This is a genomic window from Streptomyces sp. NPDC093094 (assembly GCF_044754345.1).
Lineage (GTDB): Bacteria > Actinomycetota > Actinomycetes > Streptomycetales > Streptomycetaceae > Streptomyces.
This window is the reverse complement of the sequence record NZ_JBIVOX010000004.1, coordinates 370,422-394,768: the sequence shown is the minus strand read 5'-3', so window position 1 is coordinate 394,768 and position 24,347 is coordinate 370,422. Positions and strand designations below refer to the sequence as shown.

The 24,347-nt window shown below is 70.4% G+C and carries 23 protein-coding genes and 1 tRNA gene; 14 read left to right on the top strand and 10 right to left on the bottom strand.

All coding sequences use genetic code 11. From position 1 onward, the window contains the following. The first annotated feature begins 54 nt into the window (after window positions 1–54). Complete coding sequence (locus ACIQGV_RS10410) at window positions 55–1,350, top strand: alpha/beta hydrolase family protein (protein ID WP_402492978.1); 1,296 nt, start codon at window positions 55–57, stop codon at window positions 1,348–1,350. Window positions 1,351–1,440: 90 nt separating this feature from the next. Here the strand turns inward: ACIQGV_RS10410 and ACIQGV_RS10405 are convergent, their stop codons facing one another. The 4 genes from ACIQGV_RS10405 to ACIQGV_RS10390 form a co-directional block, all read right to left on the bottom strand. Next, on the bottom strand, window positions 1,441–1,788 hold the full coding sequence (locus ACIQGV_RS10405; protein ID WP_402492976.1) for a VOC family protein: 348 nt from the start codon (window positions 1,786–1,788) through the stop codon (window positions 1,441–1,443). Window positions 1,789–2,125: 337 nt separating this feature from the next. Beyond that, window positions 2,126–3,391 (bottom strand): MFS transporter, encoded by a 1,266-nt coding sequence (locus ACIQGV_RS10400; protein ID WP_402493199.1) that lies wholly within the window; start codon window positions 3,389–3,391, stop codon window positions 2,126–2,128. A gap of 17 nt (window positions 3,392–3,408) precedes the next feature. After that, on the bottom strand, window positions 3,409–3,948 hold the full coding sequence (locus ACIQGV_RS10395; protein WP_402492975.1) for an ArsR/SmtB family transcription factor: 540 nt from the start codon (window positions 3,946–3,948) through the stop codon (window positions 3,409–3,411). A 511-nt stretch (window positions 3,949–4,459) separates the two neighbouring features. Then, window positions 4,460–5,146, bottom strand: coding sequence for a hypothetical protein (locus tag ACIQGV_RS10390; RefSeq protein WP_402492973.1), 687 nt, complete (start codon window positions 5,144–5,146; stop codon window positions 4,460–4,462). 663 nt (window positions 5,147–5,809) lie between these two features. On the opposite strand from ACIQGV_RS10390, the gene ACIQGV_RS10385 reads away from it, so the two are divergent. Further along, window positions 5,810–5,883, top strand: a tRNA-Ala gene (locus ACIQGV_RS10385). Window positions 5,884–6,053: 170 nt separating this feature from the next. Here the strand turns inward: ACIQGV_RS10385 and ACIQGV_RS10380 are convergent. Further along, complete coding sequence (locus tag ACIQGV_RS10380; RefSeq protein WP_402492971.1) at window positions 6,054–7,100, bottom strand: amidohydrolase family protein; 1,047 nt, start codon at window positions 7,098–7,100, stop codon at window positions 6,054–6,056. 454 nt (window positions 7,101–7,554) lie between these two features. Between ACIQGV_RS10380 and ACIQGV_RS10375 the strand changes: the two genes are divergently transcribed. Then, window positions 7,555–7,722 (top strand): hypothetical protein, encoded by a 168-nt coding sequence (locus ACIQGV_RS10375; RefSeq protein ID WP_402492969.1) that lies wholly within the window; start codon window positions 7,555–7,557, stop codon window positions 7,720–7,722. Window positions 7,723–8,012: 290 nt separating this feature from the next. Here ACIQGV_RS10375 and ACIQGV_RS10370 read toward each other — a convergent pair whose 3' ends face one another. Both ACIQGV_RS10370 and ACIQGV_RS10365 read right to left on the bottom strand, forming a co-directional pair. Continuing rightward, window positions 8,013–8,408 (bottom strand): cupin domain-containing protein, encoded by a 396-nt coding sequence (locus ACIQGV_RS10370; protein ID WP_402492967.1) that lies wholly within the window; start codon window positions 8,406–8,408, stop codon window positions 8,013–8,015. Window positions 8,409–8,530: 122 nt separating this feature from the next. Continuing rightward, window positions 8,531–9,463, bottom strand: a complete 933-nt coding sequence (locus ACIQGV_RS10365; RefSeq protein ID WP_402493197.1) for an NADP-dependent oxidoreductase — start codon at window positions 9,461–9,463, stop codon at window positions 8,531–8,533. An 88-nt stretch (window positions 9,464–9,551) separates the two neighbouring features. On the opposite strand from ACIQGV_RS10365, the gene ACIQGV_RS10360 reads away from it, so the two are divergent. Further along, window positions 9,552–10,511, top strand: a complete 960-nt coding sequence (locus ACIQGV_RS10360; protein WP_402492965.1) for a GlxA family transcriptional regulator — start codon at window positions 9,552–9,554, stop codon at window positions 10,509–10,511. Between the two features lie 124 nt (window positions 10,512–10,635). Here ACIQGV_RS10360 and ACIQGV_RS10355 read toward each other — a convergent pair whose 3' ends face one another. Beyond that, window positions 10,636–11,580: an SMP-30/gluconolactonase/LRE family protein gene (locus ACIQGV_RS10355; protein ID WP_402492964.1), complete on the bottom strand. Its 945-nt coding sequence runs from the start codon at window positions 11,578–11,580 to the stop codon at window positions 10,636–10,638. A 107-nt stretch (window positions 11,581–11,687) separates the two neighbouring features. Here ACIQGV_RS10355 and ACIQGV_RS10350 point away from each other — a divergent pair, with 107 nt between their 5' ends. Together ACIQGV_RS10350 and ACIQGV_RS10345 are read left to right on the top strand one after the other, a co-directional pair. Beyond that, window positions 11,688–12,140 carry an Lrp/AsnC family transcriptional regulator gene (locus tag ACIQGV_RS10350; protein WP_402492962.1) on the top strand — a complete coding sequence of 151 codons (453 nt, stop codon included), beginning with the start codon at window positions 11,688–11,690 and terminating at the stop codon, window positions 12,138–12,140. Further along, window positions 12,137–12,823, top strand: a complete 687-nt coding sequence (locus tag ACIQGV_RS10345) for an HAD family hydrolase (RefSeq protein WP_402492960.1) — start codon at window positions 12,137–12,139, stop codon at window positions 12,821–12,823. The genes ACIQGV_RS10350 and ACIQGV_RS10345 overlap by 4 nt, the downstream gene beginning before the upstream one ends. A 115-nt stretch (window positions 12,824–12,938) precedes the next feature. Here the strand turns inward: ACIQGV_RS10345 and ACIQGV_RS10340 are convergent, their stop codons facing one another. After that, entirely contained in the window at window positions 12,939–13,481 is a 543-nt protein-coding gene (locus tag ACIQGV_RS10340; RefSeq protein WP_402492959.1) for a hypothetical protein, read from the bottom strand. Between ACIQGV_RS10340 and ACIQGV_RS10335 the strand changes: the two genes are divergently transcribed. Continuing rightward, window positions 13,468–13,641: a hypothetical protein gene (locus ACIQGV_RS10335; RefSeq protein ID WP_402492958.1), complete on the top strand. Its 174-nt coding sequence runs from the start codon at window positions 13,468–13,470 to the stop codon at window positions 13,639–13,641. The genes ACIQGV_RS10340 and ACIQGV_RS10335 overlap by 14 nt on opposite strands. Window positions 13,642–13,764: 123 nt before the next feature. Further along, complete coding sequence (locus tag ACIQGV_RS10330) at window positions 13,765–14,475, top strand: hypothetical protein (protein WP_402492956.1); 711 nt, start codon at window positions 13,765–13,767, stop codon at window positions 14,473–14,475. 52 nt (window positions 14,476–14,527) lie between these two features. On the opposite strand, the gene ACIQGV_RS10325 is transcribed toward ACIQGV_RS10330, so the two are convergent. Beyond that, entirely contained in the window at window positions 14,528–14,911 is a 384-nt protein-coding gene (locus ACIQGV_RS10325; RefSeq protein ID WP_402492955.1) for a hypothetical protein, read from the bottom strand. Between the two features lie 983 nt (window positions 14,912–15,894). Here ACIQGV_RS10325 and ACIQGV_RS10320 point away from each other — a divergent pair. From ACIQGV_RS10320 to ACIQGV_RS10295, 6 genes are all read left to right on the top strand, one after another. Beyond that, on the top strand, window positions 15,895–18,906 hold the full coding sequence (locus ACIQGV_RS10320) for a hypothetical protein (protein ID WP_402492953.1): 3,012 nt from the start codon (window positions 15,895–15,897) through the stop codon (window positions 18,904–18,906). After that, on the top strand, window positions 18,906–20,468 hold the full coding sequence (locus ACIQGV_RS10315) for a hypothetical protein (RefSeq protein ID WP_402492952.1): 1,563 nt from the start codon (window positions 18,906–18,908) through the stop codon (window positions 20,466–20,468). Before ACIQGV_RS10320 ends, ACIQGV_RS10315 begins: the two co-directional genes overlap by 1 nt. Further along, window positions 20,468–21,823: a hypothetical protein gene (locus tag ACIQGV_RS10310; protein WP_402492950.1), complete on the top strand. Its 1,356-nt coding sequence runs from the start codon at window positions 20,468–20,470 to the stop codon at window positions 21,821–21,823. The genes ACIQGV_RS10315 and ACIQGV_RS10310 overlap by 1 nt, the downstream gene beginning before the upstream one ends. A gap of 285 nt (window positions 21,824–22,108) precedes the next feature. Next, window positions 22,109–22,528 carry a hypothetical protein gene (locus ACIQGV_RS10305; RefSeq protein ID WP_402492948.1) on the top strand — a complete coding sequence of 140 codons (420 nt, stop codon included), beginning with the start codon at window positions 22,109–22,111 and terminating at the stop codon, window positions 22,526–22,528. Between the two features lie 198 nt (window positions 22,529–22,726). Then, a complete protein-coding gene (locus tag ACIQGV_RS10300; protein ID WP_402492946.1) occupies window positions 22,727–23,407 on the top strand; it encodes an SMI1/KNR4 family protein in 681 nt (226 codons plus the stop codon). Window positions 23,408–23,561: 154 nt separating this feature from the next. After that, window positions 23,562–23,882, top strand: a complete 321-nt coding sequence (locus ACIQGV_RS10295; protein WP_402492944.1) for a hypothetical protein — start codon at window positions 23,562–23,564, stop codon at window positions 23,880–23,882. The last annotated feature ends 465 nt before the right edge of the window (window positions 23,883–24,347 follow it).

Below are 24,347 nucleotides of genomic sequence, written 5' to 3'. Positions count from 1 at the left end.
GGCCGGGGGCAGTCCGGGTGTCGGCGGTGGCGGGCTGTCCGTAGCGTTCCGGACATGACCACCAGGACCAGCACGACGAAGACCGCCCGGAACGCGGGGCTGCATCGCGGGGCCGCCGCCGTGGCCCTCGCGGCCGTACTCGGCGGTGTCATCACGCCCGTCGCCCGAGCCACGCCCAGGGCCCACGCCACAGCCACAGCCAAGGTCTCCGCCACCGCCACGGTCTCGGCCTCCGTGACCGCCCGAGGCCGCCTGCTCGCCGTCACACCGCTCGACACCGTCGACCGCGCCGAGGTCGTCGAGACGCTGACCGGCTTCGGCGTCGATCCCGCCACCGTCAGGTACGGCGTCACCGCGTACCGGCTCACGTACGCCACGATCGGCCCTCACGGCCGTCCCGCCACCGCCACCGGTCTGCTGGTCCTGCCGTGCGGCGGCCCGCACCGCCTCGACCTGGTCTCCGACACCCACGGCACCGTGTCCCACCGCGACGACGCCCCCTCCGGAGGCGCAGGCCGCAACCGGCTCACCCCGTATCTGCACGCCTCGGCGGGCCGGGCCGTCGCCGCGCCCGATTATCTGGGGCTGGGCGGCGGGCCCGGCCGGCACCCGTACGTCGACACCGCGTCCTCCGTCACCGCCTCCCTCGACATGCTGAAGGCCGCCCGTACCGCCTCTCACCGGCTGGGCCGCCCGCTCACCCGCACGGTGTACGTCACGGGATTCTCACAGGGCGGCCAGGTCGCGATGGCCCTGGGCCGCGAACTCTCGCGCGGCCGCGACGGCTTCCGGCTGCGCGCCCTGGCCCCGATGGCCGGCCCGTACGACCTGCTCGGATCGGAGTTTCCCGGCATCGCGGACGGGCGGGTCGCGCCGCGCTCCGCCGTCTTCTACCTCTCGTACTTCTTGACCGCGCAGAACCGGATCCATCCGCTGTACAAGGACCCTGCCGAGGTGTTCCGCGCGCCCTACGCACAGGCCGTGGAAGATCTGTTCGACGGAACTCACAACGAGTCGGAGGTCATGGCGGCACTGCCCGCGACGCCGGGGGAACTCCTCACGCCGGAGTGGGCCGAGAACGTCCGTGCCCCGCGCGGGGCTCTGCGCGCCGTGCTGAAGGCGAACGACGGGGTCTGCGACTGGGCACCCACCGCGCCCGTACGCCTCTACGCGGGCGGCGCCGACACCGACGTCCCCAGCGCCAACACCCGCGCCTGCGCCGTCGGCCTGGCCCGGCTGGGCGTCCGGGCCGAGGTCGTCGACCAGGGTCCGGACGTGGACCACTTCGGCTCCGCGATCCTCTCCGCCCCGCAGGTGGTCCGCTGGTTCGACGCGCTCGGCGGGCGCTGAGACTCGCCGTCCGCCACGAGGCGTCCGTGCTCGTCGCGGCCGTCGGCGAACGGCTGTGACGAGCACCTTCCGCCATGGCCGGGAGGACCGTCAGCGGTGGCCCAGCACGTTGACCACCCGGCCGTTGGGGTCACGGACGAAGAACCGGCGTACTCCCCACTCCTCGTCCTGCAGGGGGTGGACGATCTCCGCGCCGCTCTCCCGCACGGCTGCGTAGGCCGCGTCCACGTCATCCACTTCGACACTCATGTCGGGAGTGACGGGGGCGGTCTTGTCGCCGGCCATGAAGCTGATCTGCGCCGTCGGACTGGACGGGGACGCGAGCGTCATGATCCAGCCGTGGTTCATGACCTCCTCGAATCCGAGCAGGCCGTAGAACTCCCGGCTCTCCTGCGCAGCTTCCGACTGCACATTGGGCACGACACGGCGAACGGCCATCGGTGACTCCAGGTGACAACAGACCGGCATCGAGACCCTCCAGGAGTACTACGCCGCACCGGCCACCGCACGCACTTTCGATGCGCGTCCGAGAGCTCTGCTCTGACGGCCGCCGGCAGCGGCTGACGCCCCTCCGACCACCGGGCCCCTCCGCGCACGGCTGCCCACCGGCCTCAGGCGCAAGGCGGCAGGCGGCAGGACCTCGATGATTTCGGCGATGCCGACGGCCGGTCGGGCCGCTCGCTGCATCCCGTGGAGGCCGGGCGTCCGACGCTCCGGGGCCGAGGCGAGGAACGCCGAGCCGGGTTCGGCCCTGGCTCAACGATCCCGCGGAGCCCTAAACGGCGGTCTCCTGAACGGGATCCCGGGATTCCGGGTGAACTGGATCCTCGGCCGGGGCGGCGGCACGCAGCGCCGCCTCGACCCGGCGGTTGCTGGTCATGGTCGCCGTGACGGCGGTCATGGTGAGCAGGAGGCCGGCGGCGGTCCAGAGCGGGGTGCGTACGTCGTAGGCGGTGGCCAGCCAGCCGCCGAGGAAGGCGCCGAACGGGGCGGCGCACATGGCGAGCATGCGGGAGGTGGAGGCGACCCGGCCCATCAGGCGGGCGGGGACGATCGCCTGTCTGAGGGAGGGGCCGAGCACCATCGTGGCGCCCATGCCCGCTCCGCAGGCGGCGAGCGCGAGGCCGGCGACGTACGGGTCCGGGGCGGCGGCAAGGCCCAGGACGGCGAGCCCCTCGACTGCGGCCGTGCAGGTCAGTGCTGTGCCGGTGCCGAGTCGCCGACCGAGGAAGGAGGCGATGCCCGCGCCGAGCAGACCGCCGGTGGCCTCCGCCGTGAGGAGCAGGCCGAAGCCGAAGGTGCCGATGCCGAGACGCTCGTGCGCGAAGAGGGCGAGTACGGTCTCCACGGCGAGGAAGGCGATGTTCCCGACCGCCGGACGCAGCGCGAGCCCGAGCAGCAGCTGATCCCGGAAGACGTACGAGGCTCCGGCCCGAGCCTGCCGCAGCAGCGACTCACGGGCCTGCGGGACGGGCCGGGACACGGCAGGCAGCGACCGTACGAGGAGTGCGGAGAGCGCGAACGACACCGCGTCGGCGAGCAGCGGAGCCGCCCGACCGAGCGCGAGCAGGGCACTGCCCGCAGGCGGCCCCGCGAAGCCGGACGTGGCGGTCTGGGCGCCGCGCAGGCGGGAGTTGGCACGTTCCAGGAGCGCGGGGTCACGACCGAGCAGATCCGGCAGATAGGCCGTGGCGGCCGTGTCGAAGAAGAGTCCGCCGAGGCCGAGCAGGAAGGCAATGGCCGCGAGCAGTGGAATGCTCAGCACGTCGAGCGCGGCCGCTGCCGCCGGTATCGCGAGCAGCACCGCACGCGCCACGTCCGTGACCCACATCGTGCGCCGCCGGTCCCAGCGGTCCACCAGCGCACCGCCGAGCACTCCGAAGAGCAGCCACGGCAGCGTTCCGGCGGCCGTGACGACGGCGAGCGCCAACGGATCCCGCGTCAGCATCAACGCGAGCAGAGGCAGCGCGGCATGCGACATCCCGTCACCGAGCGAGGAGATCGTCTGCGCAGTCCACAGCCGTCCGAACCCGACCGGCAACTTACCCACGGGTGAGGTCACTTGACGTCCCCTTCGGCCTGCTCACGCGGTGCCGGGCGGAACAGTGCGAAGACGAGAGACGCGTCCGGCAGCGACGGATCGGACAGCTCCCGGTACTCGTCCGCCAGAGCCTCCAGCCGTGCCCCCAGCTCCGCGAACTGCTCGTCCGTAAGCCGCAGATGCGCCATCCGCACATGCCGCTCGCCCTCCACCGGCGCCGCCTCCAGGTCCGCCACCGCATGCCGCATCAGCACATCCGGCCCGCCTTCACCCGGATCCGGCAGCACGATCGCCCGCGCGGCCATCGCGTAGTACCGCTCGGTGACCCCCCGTACCTTCCGTGTCCGCACCACCTTCACCAGGCCGGCCCGCTCCAGCAGACGTACGTGGTAGCTGGAACTCCCCTTCGCAAGGCCCACTCGCTCGGCGATCTGCGTGATCGTCGCGGGCTCGAAGCGGAGCACGGCCATGATCCGGTGACGCGTGAGGCTGGAAACGGCACGCAGCTGCTCGTCAGTGGTGACGTGGAACATCTCGGGAAGGTCGTCGGTAGGCATGCACTCAATGGTCAACACTTCTTGACCATTGAGCAAGGGGTTTTCGCGCGGACTTCCGGAACCGTCGGTCCAGCACGTGAGGCTTTCACTCCGGCGCTCTCCCTGTCGGCCTCGCCCCACCCGCATCCGGGCACCTTCGCTCCGCCTGCCGCGAAAGCCCGGCCGATCCGGCCGACGTGGCGGTGCAGTTGCCCGGGGCGCGGGTCGCCGACGCGCTGTTCGCGCACGTCGCCGCAGCCTGCGAGCACGACGTCCGTGAACCCCGGACCCGGTCCCGCCCGACCGCATGACAGGTCCGCTGCCTGCTGCTCGTCGAAGCCCTCGGCCAGACCGCCTACGACCGGATCGTGCCCGGCCGCCGGGCACACATCAACGACTCGCCGCGCCCGGCCTTCCTCCAGCGCCTGCCCTCCCCCTGTTCAGCGCGAACGAGTACCGGGCCTCTGCGCCGGTGGTCCTGGCCGACCGCAGCCACCCCGCCTTCCGCCTGCGCGACCGGTCACCTGACGGGTTACTGCATCAACTCGGTGTGGGGGTGCTCCGGCGACGCCGGGCATATATAAAGCTGCTGGTCGTAGCCGCTGCCGATCTGGACCGCGGTGGGCTGCCCGGGGTCGAAGTGGCCCGAGCCGGGGGACGGTTCATCGGCTGCTTCCCCGTACGGGAACCAACTGCGCGTTTCGTCGTCCCCTTCTTCGAACGTAACGATGCTCAACAGCGGATCCATCCTGTTGCCGCAGGCGGAGCAGTACTGCGGATCGGGGTCGGTGGCATCCCAGGAAGGCCAGCCGCCGACTTTCCAGCCGGGTGCAACGGACAGAGAGAAACGGTAGAACAGCTCCGGTTCGGACGCGTAGGGGTTGTCATCATCCGCGCCGGCTGCCCGCCACCGGCTCCAGTCCCCGAGCTCCTCTCGCAGTTCCTTGCTCAGCTCCCTGGGACCGGGGTACTCGGTGACCTGCTCCGGGCTGAGCAGACACGGTTCGGGCAGGTAGTCGTCGAACTGCATCGCGGGCGGTTCCGGGGGTGCGGTGAGAATGTCCGTGACCGTGGCCGCCGACCGCCAGAACAGTGCGGTCTTCGGCATGATCGGATGGTCGAAGGGACACCACAGAACCTGCAGCAGGTCTGCCTCCTCGGGTGCGTGCAGATCGGGCACGTCCCGCACGTACAGCTGCGCCACGGGCAGCATCGCCATGGAACCCTCGTACGGCCCGGCCGCCACCCGGAGCGGAGACTTCCGGGGCGGACGGATCCGCTCGAGGGTCTCCCGTTCCTGCGGGGTCAGGCTCCTGCCGTGCGAGGCGGCACGGATCCGCCGCTCCACCCGGACATCCGCCGGCGACAAGGCCGGGTTCACCCCATCCACCACATGAGGACCGTCGCAGTGGGGCCACGGCTCGTCGGCGGGCCACAGCAGCGGCCCGCCGATCGAACTGTCGTGTGGTGACGGAGCCCCGGGACGGGGGTGCAGGCGGGTCGCGGTACGTGCCAGCGGGGCCAGTTGAGGAAAGACCGCGGTAACGTCGAGCGGCCGCGGCGGAGTTGCAGGCGTGGCGTTCATGGCCTCGATCCTGGCAGCAGCCTCTGACACAAGGCATACCGGCCCATCACAGGCATGCCGATGCCGGACCCGATGCCCTGTGACGCGGGTGGCGGACGGAGACCCGACGACGTCCGCTCCAGGACCGCAGCCATCGGCGCGGCAGTGGTCGTCCATGCCTGCGACACGGCCGTTCAGTCTCCGGCCACCTCGCTCATGGACACACGGGGCCCTGCCGGTTTTGTGCATGAACCTGTCGGTGCCCTGGAATTTCAAGAGCGGCAGGGTGCGGGCGGCTCGTATGATCGACAGCGGGATGGGGCTCGTAGCGCAGAGGTCGTCGCGCCCTCACCGCATGTGGGAGGACGCCGGTTCGAATCCGGTCAGCCCCATCCTGCCTCTTGTCCGGCAACGGTCCGTCGCTTCCGAAGGCGAAGCCGAGCAGGGCAGTTGAACTGCCGTGCACCACTGGCCACGTCACGCTGCGGCCTGGCCACGTCCACGAGACGGCCGGCCTGAGCGAATCTCGACCGGGTGAGGGGCGGGGAGACCCTGCCGGGCATCAGGCGATGACCCGGCCACGCAGGATGATGCGGCTCGGACGGGCCAGAACCGAACTGTCGAGGGTCGGGTCCGTGTCATAGGCGACGAGATCAGCGGGGGCTCCATCGACCAGCCCCGGCAGACCGAGCCAGGACCTGGCCGACCACGACGCCGCGCCCAGAGCCGCTTCGACCGGCAGACCGGCGCGGACCAGCCATTCGACCTCTGAGACAACAGTGCCGCAGGGGAAACTGTCGGTGCCCGCGAACACCGCGACGCCGGCTTCGTGCGCGGCCCGGACGTTGGGCAGCATGCCTTCCCATCCGCCCAGCCACCAGTCGCGACGGGCGCTCGGCTCTTCGGCACGCCGTCGCTCGGCTCCGGCGCCGAAGACGCTGAGTGTCGGGACGAACGCGGTGCCTTGGGAGGCCATCTGATCAATCAGTCCGGGGTCCAGATGCATACCGTGTTCCAGGCTGTCGACGCCTGCCCGAACAGCGTTGCGACTGCCGTCAGCGGTCTGGCAGTGAGCCGCTACGCGGCCGCCGATCGCATGCACAGCCTGCACGACGGCAGTGAGGACATCCTGTGGCAGCGCCGGCTCGTCGTGCCTCCAGTCGGCGATGACCTTGCACCAGCCCGAGGACGCCTTGGCTTCCTCGACCGCCGCGCGCACCAGATCCTCTTCACTCACATCACGCCCGAACCCGGGAAAGAAGCGGCCAGGAGTGGCCAGCCACCGCCCGGCGGAACGGACCCGCGGCATCCGGGGATCCTCGTCCACCCATTCCGGAATGCGTGCGGCAGCCCCGGGCGTCCGCACCAGCAGCACGCCGGCATCCCGGTGATCGGTCAGGTGCTCGCGGAGCATCTCGTCGCTGAACGGGGCATCGAGGTGCTCGGTGCCCGGATGCGTGTGCACGTCGACCAGGCCAGGCAGCAGCCAGCCTCCCCCGACGACGACATCCGCGTCCGGGACCGGCTCGGTCCGTAACCGGTCTCCATCGATCCAGAAGGACCGCTCTTCCCGTTCCGGCAACACGACGCCTCGCACCTGCAGCACCACCGGCGACCGCCTCCTCGCACCTGCGCGTAGACCATTGACGATCCCTTGATCCTAGGGACGTTCGAATCAGCAGAGCCTTGACCGCGTCCCGGGTGCACGGCATCCGGCGGGCTGCCACAGCGGTGCCGCACCGTCCGCCGACGGCGAGGACCTGGTGGTGCTCCTGCGGGAAGTGCCACCCGGAGCGCACGATGCAGCAGCGCTCACGCACCTGACCAGCAGGTTCATCAAGCCCGTCCCCCGAGAGCCGCCTCCGCTCAAGGTGCTCGCAAGTTGATCACGGTCTTACATCGTTCTCGATCATGAATGGCGTGCACCGGCCGCCGACGTGTTGAATGAACCGTCCCCTCCGGATGTGAAAGCGCAACCGGCAGGTGGCTGATTCAGGCCGCAGCGGGGCGCGAAGTGCGCCACCGGAGAACTACGGCTTCCGGTTCAAGCAGCAGGAGCGCACATGCGAACGCGCCAGTTCGGCGGAATGCTGATACTCGCCGTCTTCTTCACGGCGTGCGCGATCGGCTACAGCCTCAACGACGGCACCCCGAGCGTGCCCTGGGGCATCGCCGGAGCCGCCGTCGGACTCCTGCTCACCTTCCTGATACGGCGCACCGGGGGACGCTGACAGCGCCCGACCGTTCGACCCGCCGATCACCTCGGCCGGCCCGCGCATGCCCTTGCTGCCTCCAGGAGCCCGCCTCGGATGATCCAGGTGCCGGTCACCACCCTGGAACACGGGATCAGCCGCCTTCAGGCATGGCAGGAGGAGCTGCTCCCGAGGAGTGACCGCTTTCCGTTCGTCACCGGGACGAGCGGGGCAGTGCGGTGGGCACAGGGGCGCGGCGAACAGGGGCAGAAAGAGCGAGAGGTGGCGTCCGGCGTGGAGGACCGGTCGGGCTGTTCACGGGGACGGGGTCACTCTGCCCACGGAAGCGGGATCTTGTCCTCGCTGCCCGGCAGCATCGCCCTGCCGCCCACGGCCATGGCGACGACGGCCTCCGCCGGGCCGCCCACGGCCTTCAGCCGCCGCACGGCACCAGCAGGCACGATGACGGCCTGACCGGCCTCGGCGTACCGGATCTCGCCCTCCGCCTCGATCTCGAACTCGCCGGACAGGGGCATCCACACCTGCTCGCGGTCGACGATGTGCACCGGCGTGGCGGAGTCCGCGCCGAGTTCCACCCGCCAGGTGCTGACCTCGGCACTGCCCTGGCTGGGGGCGGCCAGGGCGAACATCGAGCCGGACGGCGTCCTGGTCGTCCGCTGCTCGCTCTCGCTGACCACATACATGTGGGCACCCTTCCATGTCATGCAGAGAATCTCTGAGGTGTGTGGCCGTGCCGCCGCGACCGGACCACGGGGTTCGGGCAGGGAGGTGACCACCGGGCATCGAGGGGCAGGCGGGCGCCTGCCCCGGGCATCACGGCTCGGGCTCAGGGAACGGTCAGCACGATCTTGCCGGTGGTGCGGCCCGACTCGCCCAGAGCATGGGCCTTGGCCGCATCGGCGAGCGGGAAGACGGCCTCGACGTGGACGTGCAGGGAGCCGGAGGCGACCAGGCCGGCGACGGCGTTCATGCCGGTGTGGTCGGCTTCGACGAGGAGGGTCTCGACGCGGACCCGGCGGGCCGCGGCCTTCGCGCTCTCGTCGGGGTCGGTTCCCGGCAGGAGCGACACGAGGACGCCGCCGGGGCGCAGGACGTCGAGGGAGTGGGTGCGGGTCTCACCGGAGAGGGGGTCGAGAACCATGTCGACGTCCTGGACGACGTCGCGGAAGTCGGTGGTGCGGTAGTCGATGACCTCGTCCGCGCCGAGGGAGCGTACGAAGTCGTGCTTGGGTGCGCTGGCGGTTCCGATGACGTGTGCGCCGCGGGACTTGGCGATCTGGACCGCGAGGTGGCCGACCCCGCCGGCGGCCGCGTGGATCAGGACGCGCCCGCCGGCGCGGACCGCGGCGGTGTCGACGAGGGCCTGGTAGGCGGTCAGGGCGGCGAGTGGCAGGGCGCCTGCCCGGACGTGGTCGATGCCGGCGGGCTTGTGCGCGAAGGCGCGGGCGGGACCCGTCACGTACTCGGCATGGGAGCCGACGCCGTGCGGGTAGGGCAGCATCCCGAAGACCTCGTCGCCCGGCTTGAAGATCGTGACGCCGAAGCCGACGGCCTCGACGACGCCGGACACGTCCCAGCCGAGGACCAGCGGCAGACGGCCGAGGAAGAGGCCGGAAGCGCGGTGCTTCCAGTCGGTCGGGTTCAGCCCGGCGGCGCGGACGGCGACGAGGATCTGGCCCGGGGCGGGCGCGGGGCGGGGCAGGACGACCTGGTGGAGGACCTCAGGGGCGCCGTGGGCGTCCTGGCTGACGGCGCGCATGGTGGTGGGGTCGGTCATGGGCACCAGCCTCGCCGGAGACACTTCCCCGTACCATGGCATGAATGCCAACTTCCAACGGGATCGTGCCATGACCGCTGTCCACCGTGTCGCCGTCCTCGCCCTGGACGGGGTCTACCCCTTCGAGCTCGGCATCCCGAGCCGGATCCTCGGTGCTCTGCAGGATCGCTACGAGGTCCTGACCTGCTCCGTCGACGGCGGCCCCGTCGCCACGAACGCCGATTTCTCGGTGACGGTGGGGCACGGCCCCGAAGTCCTCGCGACGGCGGACACGGTGCTGCTGCCGCCCTTCGACATCTCCCGGATCGCGCGCGAGTTGCCGCCGGGAGTGGCCGAGGCTCTCGCGACGGTCCGGCCCGGGACCCGCGTCGTGTCGATCTGCACGGGTGCCTTCGTGCTCGCGGCGGTCGGACTGCTCGACGGCCGGCCCGCCACCACCCACTGGGCCGTTGCCGGCGTCTTCCGGTCCTGGTACCCGGCGGTCGCGCTGGATCCGGACGTGCTGTTCGTGGACGACGGCGATGTGCTGACCTCGGCCGGCGCCGCCTCGGGCGTCGACGTCTGCCTCCACCTGGTACGGCGGGATCACGGTGCGGCCGTCGCCAACCACGTGGCACGGGTCTGCGTCGTGCCGCCGTGGCGGGACGGCGGCCAGGCGCAGTACATCGAGCACCCGGTGCTCCCGCCGTCGGTGAACGGCACCTCGGCCACCCGCCAGTGGGCACTGGAGAACCTGCACGAGCCGCTGACCCTGGTACAGCTCGCCGGGCATGCGCGGATGAGCCTGCGGACCTTCACGCGCCGGTTCAACGAGGAGGTCGGGACGAGCCCGGGGCGCTGGCTGATCCAGCAGCGCGTGGCCCGGGCCCAGCACCTCCTGGAGACCACCGACCTGCCCGTCGACGACATCGCCGGACGGGTCGGTTTCGCCACCGGGACCTCCTTGCGCGAGCACCTGCATGCGGCGATCGGTGTCTCGCCGACGGCCTACCGCCGTACCTTCCGGGGGACCGCCGTGCCGACAGGGTGAGCGCCTGCGCGCGGACCGACCGGCCGGGTACGGCTCACTCGGCGCCGGCCCGATCCTCTGTCGTCCCGCCCTCGGTCACGGACCGACCGGTGAGGAATCGGCGGAGAGTTCGCCGGGGCGCCGGTCACAGCCAGGGGCGTCGTCCCGGTCCGGTGGGGTGTGTGCCGGTGACGCCCATGACCACCGAGTACAGGCTGGTCTCGGCGGCGATGAAGAGGCGGTTGCGCTTGGCGCCGCCCCAGGAGATGTTGGCGACCGCCTCGGGGACGTTCAGGCGGCCGATCAGGGTGCCGTCGGGGTCGTAGCAGTGCACGCCGTCGTCCATCGCGGCGGCCCAGAGCCGACCGCCGTCGTCGAAGCGGAGGTTGTCGAAGCGGGCCTTGTCGCGGCCCCCTGCCTCGGCGAAGACCTCCCCCTCGGAAAGGGTGCCGTCGTCGCGCACGTCGAAGACCCGGACGAAGCCCGCTCGGGTGTCGGAGACGAACAGCCTCGACTCGTCGGGCGAGAAGACCAGCCCGTTCGGCGCGCCGAAGCAGTCCGCGACCAGCCGCACCTCACCCGTGGCCGGGTCGATGCGGTAGACGTTGTTGGCGCCGATCTCGCTCTGCGCGCGGTACCCCTCGTAATCGCTGGTGATGCCGAAGTCCGGGTCGGAGAACCAGATCGAACCGTCGGACTTCACCGCCGCGTCGTTCGGGCTGTTCAGGCGCTTGCCCTGCCACCGGTCGGCCAGCACGGTCACGGTGCCGTCGTGTTCGGTCCGGGTCACCCGGCGGTTTCCCTGCTCACAGGTGATCAGCCGGCCCTCGCGATCGAGGGTGTTGCCGTTGGTGTGCCCGGCGGAGCGGCGGAAGACACCGACCGAGCCGGTCTCCTCGTCCCACCTCAGCATCCGGTCGTTGGGGATGTCGCTCCACACCACCTGGCGCCAGGCGGGCACGTAGACGGGCCCCTCGGCCCAACGGCAGCCGGTGAACAGGACCTCCAGCGCGTCATCGCCGTTCATGCACCTCCCGGCACGGAACCGGTCGTCGAACATCTCGTACAGCCCCGGGCGCTCGTCGCTCATGGAGTCCACTCCTCACGAAACCCATCACATGCCGAATCAGAATCGGCCTGAAGCGCATGCTGCAATATGACATACTGTCATGGCCAGTAAATTCCGAATGGAGAGTTGTGGATCACATCGATCGCGCACTGTTGGCCCGGCTCCAGCAGGACGCCACCCAGCCCTACGCAGCCCTCGGACAGGCCGTCGGTCTGTCCTCCGGAGCCGCCCACGAGCGGGTCCGGAAGCTGCGCGAACGCGGCGTCATCCGGCGTACCGCCGTCGAGGTGGACCCGGCCGCCGTGGGCAGCGCCGTCCTGGCCTACGTGATGGTCGACTCGACGTCCTGGATGGGTGATTCGGCGCAGGACTTCGCCGCGCTCCCCGAGATCCTGGAGGCGCACGTCATCGCCGGAAGCGCCACGGTGCTGGTGAAGGTCAGGACCGCGACCACCGAACAACTGCAGGACGTGCTGCGCCGGATCTACGCCATCGAGGGGGTCAGCGGAACGCAGGCGACGGTGGTCCTGGAGACCTTCTTCGAGCGGCCGCTCTCACCGCTGACGGGCGACCGGCCGTGACCCGCTCGCGCCCCGGCGCCCGCGTCGCCGGAACGACGAAGCCGACAGAGCTGGTGATCTTCGACTGCGACGGCGTCCTGGTCGACACCGAACGCCTCGCCGTCCGCCTTCAGATCGCACTGGGGGCGGAGCTGGGCCGGCCGCTCGGCGCCGACGAGGTGGTCGAACGCTTCATCGGGCGCTCCAAGGAGTCGATCACCGATCAGATCACCGAGCGGCTCGGCGTCGAGACGGCCGGCCTCTGGTGGAGCCGGCTGATCCAGCGTCACCGGGACGCGGTGGACCTCGGCCTCGACCCGGTGGACGGACTTCCCGAGGCGCTCGCCGCCCTCACCGTGCCGACCTGCGTCGCCTCCAGCGGTTCACACGAGAAGATGCGCCACACCCTGGGCCGGACCGGGCTGTACGACTTCTTCGCCGGCCGGATCTACAGCGCGAGCGAGGTGTCCCGCGGCAAGCCCGCGCCCGATCTCTTCCTCCATGCCGCCCGCCGGATGGGCGTCGACCCGGCGGCCTGTGCGGTGGTCGAGGACAGCGGGCCCGGCGTCGCCGCGGCACGGGCGGCCGGTATGCGGGTCTTCAGCTGCGCCGGAGGCCCGACACCCGCCGAACGGCTCCAAGGACCGGACACGACCGTGTTCGACGACATGCGCGAACTGCCGGGCCTGCTCACGGGGCGGTGACACTCGCCCGGGACACCCGGCCGTGCGGGCCCTCGCAATGCCCGCACGTGCGCGGTCGGTTCCTCGGGGGGAATGCCCGTGACGGCTCATGGGCAGAGAGCTGTGCGCCTCCGTGTCAGAACGGCAGGTCTCCGGCGCAGCCGCCTGTCCCGTTGCTCGCCCACCATGGATCATGGTCGGCCATGCGGGCGTGGAGTTCTCGGGCCGTCATGCCGTTCGAGTTCCCCAAGGGGCTGGTGTCGTGGCCCCAAGCATTCAGCGCGTCCAGCATGCAGGCGCGTTCGTATCGGTCCGTGCTGGTGCCGAGCGGGTGGCGGGCGTGGTCAGCCGGCTCGTTCCGGTGCTCGGCGAGGGCGGGGTGCTCGGCGAGGGCGGGGTCAGCGAGGGCGGGGTCGGCGAGGAAAATGGCGGCGGCGAGGGCCGCGTCACGCACCCTCGCGTCGCCGTCGGCGAGAAACGGCTGAACGGCGGAGCAGATCACCGGGCGCAGGTCCCGGAAAGCCCTCCTGTCAGGGCATGCATCGAGAAAGCCTTCACCGAAATGGCGTTCGCCCATGGCGACGCACTCGTCGTCGGCGTCGTGGGCGATGCGGCCGAGCCATTCCGGCAGTGCCCGCCTCGCCCGGGAGGGCATTCTGATGACGATGACGACCTCCACCCAGCGGTTGCTCGGCATGGCCGCCGCACCCGCAACCGACGGCGAAGAGCTTCTGCCGCTCGTACCGGCCGAGTGGGAACCGACCCTCGTGGCCCTGGTCTGCACAGAGATCACCGAGGCAGCAGCCCGGCGCGGCGTGTCACTCCTCCCGGAGGAGTGACCGCTTCCGGCCATCCCCCGGAAGGCCGGGTTCATGCGCTGGACCCCCGCCCCGGCTCCTGTCATTATATGAAGTGCGGCCGCTGGACCGGGCCGCCACCCGACCTGGAGGGACACCCCTGCCATGACCTCGCGCGATGAGCCCCGTCTGGCCGACGCCGCCGAGATCGCAGCCGAACACGGCCTCACCCCCGCCCGCATCAGCGGCCTCTACACCAACCGCACCCCCAACGCCGCAGGCACCCCCTTCCCGGAGACCGCCGGGCAGCGCGGCCGGGCCCGCCTGTGGAACCACGCAGAAGTCACCGCCTGGTTCGCCGACCGAGGCCAGGCCCGCCTGCGCAGCCACACACCGCCCGCCCGCGACCCGCAGGAACTCCTCAACGCCGCCGAAGCCTCGCGGTTCCTGGGCTACAAGAACGCCAACCAGGTCACCACCTACGTCCGCGACCATCCCGGCTACTTCCCCGACCCCGACGTCGTCGAGGAGATGGGGACCGCCGACAACCCCTACCGACGGCTGCAATGGAGGGTGCAGACCCTGACCGACTGGATGGCCACCCGGCCCGGACGCGGCAAACGCACCGGTGCCACGCGCAGCGCTCCGGCTCTGCCGGACGTCCCTCTCGACGGCGACCCCGACGAACTGCTGGGAGCCACCCAGGCCGCGGCGCTGCTGGGGTTCAAGAGCGTCAACTCCTTCTCCTCCAGCCTCGCCCAGGGAAACCTCCCCCTGCTCGCCACGCCGGACGCGCTCAGCGAGAAGGGCGGACGCCGGCGCTGGACCCGTCGGCGCATCCTCGAACAGGCCGCCCAGCGCGGTACCAGGCGGTAGAAGCGGGCGGGCGGTCTGCGCGCCCGTTGCCCGGCAGCGCCCTTCGGCGCTCTCAGGGCTGATTGCGTCTCAGCAGGCGAGCGAGCCGGGCGGGCCTTCCGTTGCGGGGCTGGTTGTCCCTGTCGATCAGGAAGCGCGCCGTCTGCAGCGGGTCCCGCGGCACCTGGCCTCTTTGGTGACGCTGCCAGTAGCGGGCCACCCTCTGCTCCAGGGCGGCCAGGTCGGCCCTGTCGGTCCTGGCCACAACGACCGGGCCTTTCCAGCCGTCGGGGGCAGTCAGCTCCAGCAGACGGCCGTCCGGCGAGTACGCCGCCGGGTACTCGCCTTCGGACACGTCGATCGCCTCGAGGTGGTTCGTGGCGTGCGTGAACGACTCGAAGACGCTCAGGTCTTCGTCCCGGTCGAAGACCAGCACGGTGTCGGGAGGCAGATCCATACCGGTCACTGTGACAGCAGCTCCCACCGTGCCGCACTTCAATTGCCGTGACGGTGTCCGCGGTGGCGGTCGCGGAGAGGGCGGGGTGCCGGTCGAGGAAGATCCGTACAGCCGGGTGAGGGAGTTGCCGGCCGGCCGCACCCTGGCCGTCCCCGGCACCTTCGGCACCCAGGCCCCGGCCACGGCAACTGCATCGGCCGAGGCGGTGACCGGCCGCCGGGTGACACCCTCACCCGCGCCCGCACCACCGGGCGGATGATCCGGGACCCGGCCGGCGCCCCCGGGCTCCTCAACCGCCACCGGCGTGCCGGCCCGGCCGCCAAGGCGATGCGGGAGGCGTCGACGGACGCGCGCCGCCTCGGTCTCGGCCTTCCCCGCCCCTTCCTCGTCGACGACGCCGCCACGCCCCTGGACGCCTGGCCCTGGTGCGAGAGGGGGCCGGAAACCGGGAGGGTGCCAGAGTCCTCGCCCGCCGAACCGGCGACCACGTCAGCGACCACGCCGAGTGCCCGACGGAGACACGCAGGACTGCGATCGCCGAACAGCCGGGCATGTTCGGCGCAACAAGCCCCGGTCGAGGACCTGCCGCGGCTGCGTGTGCCGCGGGACCCGTGACGGCCGGCCTCGCGGCATGACGCCTTTCTTCGATGACCGAATATGTCGCATTTCGAACGTATGACAAAGAATGATGAGTTCCGGCCCGGAGTGTGCCTTCGTCTCCTAGCCTTGTTCCGTCTCTGGACGGACTAGGTGGGGGGGCCGCCATGGCCGATGTGGATGGACGCCGGCAGGACGCGGCAGCCGGGGAGCCGGAAGGGGAGTGCGATCCGGACTCCGCCACTGGGCAGGAGGGCGAACCCGGCGCCGGCTCTCCGGTCGGCCCGCCCCCTGTCCAGGACTCCGGTCCCGACCCGACTCCCGACCGGACGCCTGCACCCGCACCCGCTCCGACCCCGCTCGGCGGCTGCGGTGACTCCTTACCCATGCTGTCGATCACCCGCCACTTCGACTTCGGTCAGTTCGTCCACGTCCACTCGGAGACCGAGGGGGACAGTGGCGGACAGTCGTCCGAGCGAGTGGTCGTCGACCCGACCGGCGGCAAGTACGGCGCCTACCGCTCCTGGCTGGAGGAGTTCCGCAAGGCCGACCTCGTCAAGATCGGCCCCCGCCCTCCCGAGCAGGACCGGGGCCCGCTGAGAGACCCCCTCGGCGGCGTCTCCCTCTTCCAGCTCGTCGACTCGCGCGGCCCCACCGCCTGGGCGCCGCTGGAGATCCCGGTCGCCTCGGCGGAGCTCGCGGACGTCATCCGCAAGGGCCGTGTCCCCTACGGCAACCGGTCGGTCGTGCTCCAGCTCGACGAGGAGGCAGTCGCCTCGCTCGCGGCGGGTCGCGAGACGCTCGTGATGGCCGGCCCGCGGGACGAGGCCACCATGCCTTTCCTCACCAAGCTCGTGGTCCAGGTACCGACGATCCGGCTCGACGACGACGCCGTCGACCAGGTCCTCGCCGAGGGCAGCATCGTGGACGGCGAGATCGAACGCCCGCTGGCGGTCGCGGAGGAGGTCACCCGGGCTCTCCTCGACGGACGGCCCGTCGTGGCCTGGACATCCGAGCGATCACCCAGGCTGGTCCGGCTGGAACCGCCGGGCGAGGGACGGCGGGCCACCGCGGCCGAGGTGGTCGTCCGGGATCTGGCGGGATTCCTGTCTCAGCCGCTGGTCCCCGGCTCGGACGGGCGGCCTGTCTCCGTCGCCTTGAACCGCTCGCAGGTCAGTGCCCTGCGGATGGACGGGACGACCACGGTCAACCTCGGCGGGGACCAGATCACCCTCATCGACGGCAACCGCGAGGAGCAGGCGCTGCGCGACGGCCACCGGCTGGCGGCCCGCGCTCTCACCGAGCGCGTCAGCCTCACGGCCGGCGTGGCACCCGTGCGCCGGATCGAGAACCGTACGACGGCGGCCCTGCCGTCGCCGGGCGTCCGGAGCGCCGGCGAGTCGGGTGCCGTGGTGCCGCTCGGACTGCCCGTCGCCGTCTTCATGCCCTGGCGGCAGATCTGGCAGCTCACCGGGTTCAGCCGGGGCGAGCTGCGCGGCAGTGTCGCGCTCGCTCCCCAGGAGGAGACGACCATCGAGGTGTCCAGCTGGGAGCGCAGGTCACGGACGCTCGACCAGTCCTCGCAGACCGAGGTCGACCAGTCCTTCGAGTCCGTCCAGACCCAGCGCGACACCGACGACGTCTTCGCCGAGCTGACCCGGCGCCACGACTTCGCCTGGCAGCTGGAAGGATCCGTCGACGCCACCTACAGCACCGGCAACGGTTCGATCACCGTGGCCGCCGGCGGGAAGGTCAGCGACACCAGCCAGCTCCAGTCGGTGGCCCGGGTCACCCAGCAGCGTATGAAGGAATCGACCCTGAAGTCCGCTGCCCGGATCCGGGCGCTCCGCACCACCCGTATCACCGACGCCGTCGAGACCGGCGGCCAGAGCAGGGTCACGCGGCTGATCAGGAACACCAACTATTCACGTACCCTCACCCTCGACTTCTTCGAAACACTGGCCCACTACAAGGTCACGCTCGTCCCGCGCCCCGACCGGCTCGTCCTGGTCGCGCTGCTGCCCAACCCTCTGGCCACCAAGCAGTTCAACCGCGAACTGGTGCGCCGCCACGAGTCGACCCTGTACCGCGCCCTGCTCGACCCTGCGGTCGCGGACGGGTTCGCCGCGTGCCGCACGACCCGGGCGTACGAACTGGCGAAGCTGGTCATCGCCGATCAGGCGGCGATGGGTAAACAGGTCGACACGGCGGCCGACGACCTGAACCAGGGGCCGACCACCCCGGCCACGAAGACCAGCCCGCAGGAACAGGCCGTCATCGATCTGCTCAAGCTCATCCGTGCCGCCTTCGCGAGTGTGTCCGAGGGAGCGGCGAAGGGCTGCGATCCGGCGCTCAAGCGGATCCCCCCGGGACAGGACATCACGCCCGACGAGAGGAGCGCTGCCCAGCAGTGGCTGTTCCAGCAGTTGTGCAGCAAGTATTTCCCGGCGGTCTGGTCGGCTCTGGCGCGCGTGCCGGCCGCTCCCGGCGCCGCCGACGCCGAGCTGCTGGTGGCCGTCGTGCCCGCCCAGGGTTCGGCAACCACTCTGTCCGGCCTGAACGACAAGTCGGACTGGGACAAGGAACAGTGCGGGCTCGGGGAGAAGATCGGTGATCTGGTCGGCCGTTTCAACTGGAACTGGTCCTCGGGCCGGGCGCGCGAGGAAAATCTCTACACGGCCGACGACGGGGGCCTCGCCGGCCTTCTGGAGCGTCTGAAGCTTGCCTACCAGGCGTATCTGGGCAAACAGGCCGAGGGCGAACTGGCGGCGGAGAAGGAGGTCGTCATCGCCAAGGCCAACGCGCAGCAGGACAAGCTGAGCACGGCGGACAAGCTCGCCATGGCCTTCCCCCTCGACGAGCTGGCCGCGGCCGGGGAACGTGAGGAAGCCCTGCTGGCCCACCTCAACGAGCATCCGGACCACTACAGTTTCGCCCTGTTCCAGGGCATGTCACCGGCGGGGCAGAGCCGTTACATCGAGGTCGCCTCGCAGGGCGCGCTCAAGGTCGGCATGTTCGAGCCCCGTGTGATCGCCGTGAACGGTGCCGAGCTCGCCGTTCCGCTGGCACCTCAGCCGGCCGGTGGGCTGCGGGACTTCGTCGAAGGACTGCGCGACAGTTTCGCGGCGGCCTTCACCGGAACGGCGGACACACCCGACGAACTGGTCTTCCCGACTCCGGGGCTGACCGTCAGCACCCGGCTGGGGCAGTGCTCCACCAGCGAGGAGTACGTGGAGACCTCGCGCCGGACGGAACTGCGGCGGCTGGCGGCCGAGGCGCGCGTGGCCGAACTGGAGGCGGACCGGCGGGCCGCGCGCATCCAGGCCGGGGACTACGACGATCCCGGCACCGGTGCCGCGAGCCTGCGGGTGAGCCTCGACCAGCAGGGCGACGACTGATGGGCGCACCGGACCCGGGACGGGGCCCCGCGGCGGGCCCGGACCCGCAGGGTTCGGGCGCGGGGACGGCGTACCCCGGCGGGACGTATGTGCCCGACGTGGTGTGCAGACGCCGGGGTCCCGAGAACGCGCACGAACTCATCGTGGTCGTGGGGGGCGTGGCGGACAAGCCGAGCAGGTCGATCCCGGACGTCGACGCCCTGGACCGCGGCCCCTTCATCGGCCCGCGCGAGTTCGTCGACCGGCCACGCCCGCCCGTGAGACCCATGGTGACCGTCAACGACCGTCCGTACGAACTGCCCATCGGTGACCCACAGGCGCTCCGTGACTTCGTCACCATGGCGTACCTCGCGTACGGCTGGCCATCGGTGCTCGCCGTCCGGAGAGAGCTCGAAGAGATGCACGGCCTTCTGATGCACCCCACGGCCCGCACGCACGAACTGAACGCGACGCCGGCGAAGCGCGAAGCGCTGCGTGTCTCCGGGGCAGCCCTCGCCGACACCGCGCGCTGGATCAACGGGTTCGCGGACGCCACGACGCAGTTACGCCTGCGCGTGCTGCACATGGCACGGCTTCTCGAAGCCGAAGCCGCGTCGATCGCCGACTCGATGCTGCGCCGCAGCAGTGAACGGGTGATCGACGAGATGGCCCACTATTTCCAGTGGCAGGACAGGGCCGCGGCCTCAGCCGCGCTGGATGCGCTGCGCGCACCGAGGCTGCAGAGCCGGCAGCAAGCCGTGAAGAACCTCAAGGAGGCGCTCGAACGCCTGAAGCCGTTGGCCCAGCAGGTGAGGGCGACGAACACGGCGGCCGGGCAAACGCGCGCACGACAGCGACAGCAGCTCGGCAGGGAGCAGATCGGCATTCTGAACGACGCAGCGGTGTCCCACCTCAAAGCGCTCGACGAGGCCGCGTTCAGGGCACGGAAGAACTTCGCCGAGGCGCTGCTCCGTGAGGCCCCTGGCGCGCCCGTGCTGTACCGCTTCGACGTCGAGACGGTCCTCTCGAATCCTGCAGAACTCGAACGCGCCGTCTTCGACCGGCTCCGCAGATCGTGGCGGGCGAGCCAGGATCTGCGCGAGCGCGTGCGCCGCAGCCGCCCCGCCGACCGGGCCGAGGAGAAGGAAGTACGCAAGGACACGCTGCCCGAGACGCTCATCGCCAAGGAGACGAAGGGTTCGGTCTGGGAGTACGAGAAGGTGCTGCGGGCAGCCGTCTCTCGGCTGCCCGCCGAGGAAAGGGATCTGTACGAGCGTCTGCTGGACAGCATGCGCGCCGCCCGCGAGGGCGCGGACCTGGCCGAGGTGCGCACCGGAATCGCGAGGACGGCCGGTCTCGGCATGCTCACCCTCGCGCTCACCGTCGTCTGCCCGCCCGCGGGTATCGCCCTCGACCTCGGGCTGTCCGTGGCGGACATCGTCGAAGCCGCGTCCGACTACATGGATGCCGCCGACGAGACCGTGTCCGATCTCGACCCGCGTCAGTGTCTGTCCGACGTGGAACCGTCGTCCGTCGGACTCGTCATGGCGGTCGCGGGCGGGCTGCTGAGCGTGGCGCTCTGATGAGCGGGGGTGCGGCGGGCGACGACGCCCTGAAGCAGCTGGGAAAGCTGACCGGTCTGCTGGACGCGGTCCACGACCTCGATCCGGTTCTCGTCGAGGAGATCATCCTCACCGCTCTGCCGGTCCGGCTGTTCCGCAAGGGCGGCAGAGCGGAGGCCGACTTCCTGCTGGAGACGGGCGTGCGGGCGCTGGCCGGACAACTCGCCAAGGAGGAAGGGCAACTGGGCGAGGTGATGGCCGACTTCTACCGCCGGTTCAGGCTGGTGGTGAGACACCCGGGCAAGAAAGCGCCCTTCCTGCTGGACGAACTCCAGGCTGCGGGAGCACGCTGGCGTGAGCTGAGGCCCAGGCTGCGAAGCGGCAGAGCCGAGGGGGTCGAAGAGTTCATCACCTGGTTCGACCGGGAGGTCGACGAACTCACCGCAGTCGCCCGGCGGACCCGGAGGCAGGCCCAGAGGTCCAGGGGGCACAGCGCGCAGCATCAGCCCGCTCAAGCCAGGAAACCGAAAGCGACCAGGGCGAAAGCGGATGTGCCGGCGACCACCGAAGAGGACGGCCTGCGCATCTACGAGACCTTCCTCGATGCGGCGAGCGAATCCTCACCCGAGATGTTCGCCCTGATGGAACGGATCTCCTGCTTCCTTCCCCACAACGATCCGGTCTGGCGCCGCATCGCCGAGAAGGCGGCCTCCATGAAGAAGGCCGGCTCCCTCAGACCGAAGGACATCGAAGACTTCGCCATTCATCTGCAAGGCGTCCTCGGTGAAGCCCTGGCACTGCGCCATCCCTGGGTCGGCCATCTGATGTCGGAAGCAGGCGTCCGCGCCCAGAAGCTGGTCACGAAACTCGGAAAGGGCTGGCGGGTGGTGGTCGTCGAGTCCGAGGTGTACGCGACCAAGACCCGTGGCAGCGGGCTGGGACAGCTGTACGACGCGTCCCTCTGGATCGTCCGTGACGGGAAACGCGAGGCCGCACCACTGTGGATCATGGAGGTGAAAAGCGGAAGCCTGTCCACAGCGCCGGAACAGGTGCGAAAGAGCTTCTTCCGTGAGATCGGCGGCAGCGCCCGACTCCCCGTCGCCGGCGGCGAAGCCCAGCAGTTCGCCGTGAGCAACCTGCGGAGCCTGCTGGAAAGGAACGGCGTCGATCCCGCCGCATCGGGCCTCGACGACCTGTCGACACAGCGCCTCCTCGTCGCTCCCCGGCCGCCCACGGACAGAGCACTGAGCCGTGGTCTGCCCAAAGGGGTCGCCATCGACTACGTCCAGTCGGTCATGCCCCAGGCGGAGATCCGGGCCGTGTCGACATATCTCGCCCGCGCGATCAAGAAGGCCGAATCGGCTGCCGCTCCGTAGCCGCACGGAGCACGGCCGGGTGCGCCGGGGCAGTCACGGAGAGACCGTCACCGTCGCCGACCGTTCGTGACCGTGGCCGGGGACGAGCGGCTTTCCTCGACAGCGGGACAGGAACCGTCAGCCCCCGAAGGGGAACCACGTCCATGGCCTGCACACGCAGTGCCCGGCATCCAGAGCACCGGCGCTCAGTCCGGCCGACACCCTGGCGCAGCAGGCACTGACCGCGCTCGCGCAGCACAACATCGCCGCCATCAGCCGACCGCGACCGCCGCAGGACGCCGAGCCGTGGAACACGAACTCCAGCAACGCGCACCACAGTTCGCATCGCTTTCGGCCGCACCGGCAGAGCGCGATATCGGTCGAACGCCTCGCGAGCGTCCGGAACGAACTCCCGGTGCCGGACCGGTTGCTGCTCCGGATGACGAGTTCTACCGCTATCACTCCAAGATCTACCGCAGCAGCGAAATGCTCAACCTGACACACCCCACTGACTACGCGGCCGCATGGTGGGTGCTCCCGCGATGGAGGGAGGGAGACGGGTTCGCCAAGGGCGACACCGATCCATACATGCTGGTGAGCATCTCCCGGGACCCGGAAGGCGAAGAAACCCTCAGCGATTCCGAGCAAGAACCGTACGGAATGAAAACCATGGACCTCGCAACCGAGCGCACCATCGATCAGCTGCTGAAAGCAGCCAGGAAATAGTCACCATGTGATCGGACCGTACAAGCCGTACCGGCCGTACGGGCTGCTCCGCGTCCCACGTGCGGGGTGCAGCTGCCCGAGCCGGGCTCGGACCCGGTTGGGATCGGGGTGCCTGGGGCGTCGGGTCTTTCCTGAGCCCGTCGGAACGGCGGCAGACCCCGCGCCCCGGGTGTCGGTGGCTGCGCTTACGGTCTGCTCATGACTGATCAGTGGTGGGTCGGTGTACGGCAGAGGGTCGAGGCGGCGGGTTCAGCGCCTGGGAGCGACAAGGTGTTCGGCGCATCGGGGCACAAGTGGGTCCTGGAGGAGCCGCTCACCCGGGGCGAGCTCGCCGAACTCGAGGCCCAGACAGGCGTGCGGCTGCCGGAGGAGTACCGGGCCTTCCTGCTCCACGTCGGCGCGGGTGGCGCCGGCCCTGCGTACGGCCTGTTCCCGGTTCGGCGCACGCAGGGTCGCTGGCGTTGGGAAGGCGACGGCGCGGACCTGGCCGACCTGTCGAGGCTTGCCACCCCGTTTCCCGGTCAGGGGCCGGACCCGAAGCTGCTCGACGACCTCCTTGCCCAGCGCCCCGAGGAAGAGGACTTCGACGACATCGAGGACTTCGACACCGCCTTCGAGGCGTGGGACGAGCGGTGGGAGGCCATGATGTTTGCCCCGGAGCGCACCGCTGGCGCCATCGCGATCTCCCATCTGGGCTGTGCCCTGAGAGAGTGGCTGATCATCAGCGGCAGCCACCGCGGCACGATCTGGTCCGACTGCCGGGTAGACGACGTCGACCTCGCACCGCTCCTCGACGACGACAATACGCCGGTGAGGTTCGCCCGCTGGTACACCGGCTGGCTGGAGGGAGCCGAGCGCACAGCCCGGTCGGCGCCGTAGACCCGTGGTGCCGTGCCGGGTCGCCCGGGGCCGCCGACGGCGTTCGCGACGACGTACGCGCCTACGGTCGGCAAGCCGCTGACGCTCCCGCACCTGTCAGTCCCACGTGAGAGGCTGCCGGTGACACCGGGACGTGGATCGGGGAGCTGGCCGGATGGGTTTCGAGGGTGAGGTCTGGCGGCTGATGCGGCAGGAGGAGCTGCTCGGCGAGATCGTGATCGACGAAGCCGACTTTCCCTGGCTGAACGGTCGCTTCGTTCCGGCGCCGGCGTTCGGAGAAGTGAAGCCGTGGTTCGACGAGTCGCTGGCCTGTCTGGAAGCGGAGGAGTACGAACGGTTCGAGGACTCTTACGACCGGATCGCAGACGCCCTGTCGCTGCTGGCTCCGTCAGGTCCGGTTGCGGAATTCCTCCTGCACATCGATGAGGGACGTGCTTGGTTCAGGTGGAGCGACGAACCGTTCGACGAAGTCTGAGACCACCGGGCCGGGGGAAATCTCCTGGCGACACCGGCGGGGAAGTGCGGCTCCTGTCGCGGGCCTTGTGATGCCGGTCAGCCGGATGGACAGAGTTGCCGCACAGGCCGGCAGGGGTGACGGTGAGCTCGACAGGGGCATGGGTGGTCGGCGTCGTCCCTGACGCGGAGGCCCGGGAACTCCTGAACCGTTACGTCCGTCTCACGGGGCCCGGCGACTCGGACAGGTCGCAAGGTTTCAGCCAGGCGCCGGCCTGGTGGTCGAACGGCGGTGAGGAAGAGCCCTTCTTCGAGCGTTCCATGGATTCCACCGGACCTCTGGTGCCCACGGCAGCCGCCCATCGATTCGCGGACTTCATCGAGGACGCCAACAGGAAGCCCCGCTCATGTCCGGCGCACAGCGAGGCACCGCACTTGCCCTCCTGCCCGACAACCGCCTGGACGGCGCCGTGCACGCCCTGGCCTT

Bases quoted from the DNA above. Each gene is read 5' to 3' on its own strand.
- ACIQGV_RS10410 (WP_402492978.1), top strand. From the start codon at position 55: ATGACCACCAGGACCAGCACGACGAAGACCGCCCGGAACGCGGGGCTG.
- ACIQGV_RS10405 (WP_402492976.1), bottom strand. From the start codon at position 1,788: ATGGCCGTTCGCCGTGTCGTGCCCAATGTGCAGTCGGAAGCTGCGCAG.
- ACIQGV_RS10395 (WP_402492975.1), bottom strand. From the start codon at position 3,948: ATGCCTACCGACGACCTTCCCGAGATGTTCCACGTCACCACTGACGAG.
- ACIQGV_RS10390 (WP_402492973.1), bottom strand. From the start codon at position 5,146: ATGGCGATGCTGCCCGTGGCGCAGCTGTACGTGCGGGACGTGCCCGAT.
- ACIQGV_RS10375 (WP_402492969.1), top strand. From the start codon at position 7,555: ATGCGAACGCGCCAGTTCGGCGGAATGCTGATACTCGCCGTCTTCTTC.
- ACIQGV_RS10370 (WP_402492967.1), bottom strand. From the start codon at position 8,408: ATGACATGGAAGGGTGCCCACATGTATGTGGTCAGCGAGAGCGAGCAG.
- ACIQGV_RS10365 (WP_402493197.1), bottom strand. From the start codon at position 9,463: ATGCGCGCCGTCAGCCAGGACGCCCACGGCGCCCCTGAGGTCCTCCAC.
- ACIQGV_RS10360 (WP_402492965.1), top strand. From the start codon at position 9,552: ATGACCGCTGTCCACCGTGTCGCCGTCCTCGCCCTGGACGGGGTCTAC.
- ACIQGV_RS10355 (WP_402492964.1), bottom strand. From the start codon at position 11,580: ATGAGCGACGAGCGCCCGGGGCTGTACGAGATGTTCGACGACCGGTTC.
- ACIQGV_RS10335 (WP_402492958.1), top strand. From the start codon at position 13,468: ATGACGACCTCCACCCAGCGGTTGCTCGGCATGGCCGCCGCACCCGCA.
- ACIQGV_RS10330 (WP_402492956.1), top strand. From the start codon at position 13,765: ATGACCTCGCGCGATGAGCCCCGTCTGGCCGACGCCGCCGAGATCGCA.
- ACIQGV_RS10325 (WP_402492955.1), bottom strand. From the start codon at position 14,911: ATGGATCTGCCTCCCGACACCGTGCTGGTCTTCGACCGGGACGAAGAC.
- ACIQGV_RS10320 (WP_402492953.1), top strand. From the start codon at position 15,895: ATGCTGTCGATCACCCGCCACTTCGACTTCGGTCAGTTCGTCCACGTC.
- ACIQGV_RS10315 (WP_402492952.1), top strand. From the start codon at position 18,906: ATGGGCGCACCGGACCCGGGACGGGGCCCCGCGGCGGGCCCGGACCCG.
- ACIQGV_RS10310 (WP_402492950.1), top strand. From the start codon at position 20,468: ATGAGCGGGGGTGCGGCGGGCGACGACGCCCTGAAGCAGCTGGGAAAG.
- ACIQGV_RS10300 (WP_402492946.1), top strand. From the start codon at position 22,727: ATGACTGATCAGTGGTGGGTCGGTGTACGGCAGAGGGTCGAGGCGGCG.
- ACIQGV_RS10295 (WP_402492944.1), top strand. From the start codon at position 23,562: ATGGGTTTCGAGGGTGAGGTCTGGCGGCTGATGCGGCAGGAGGAGCTG.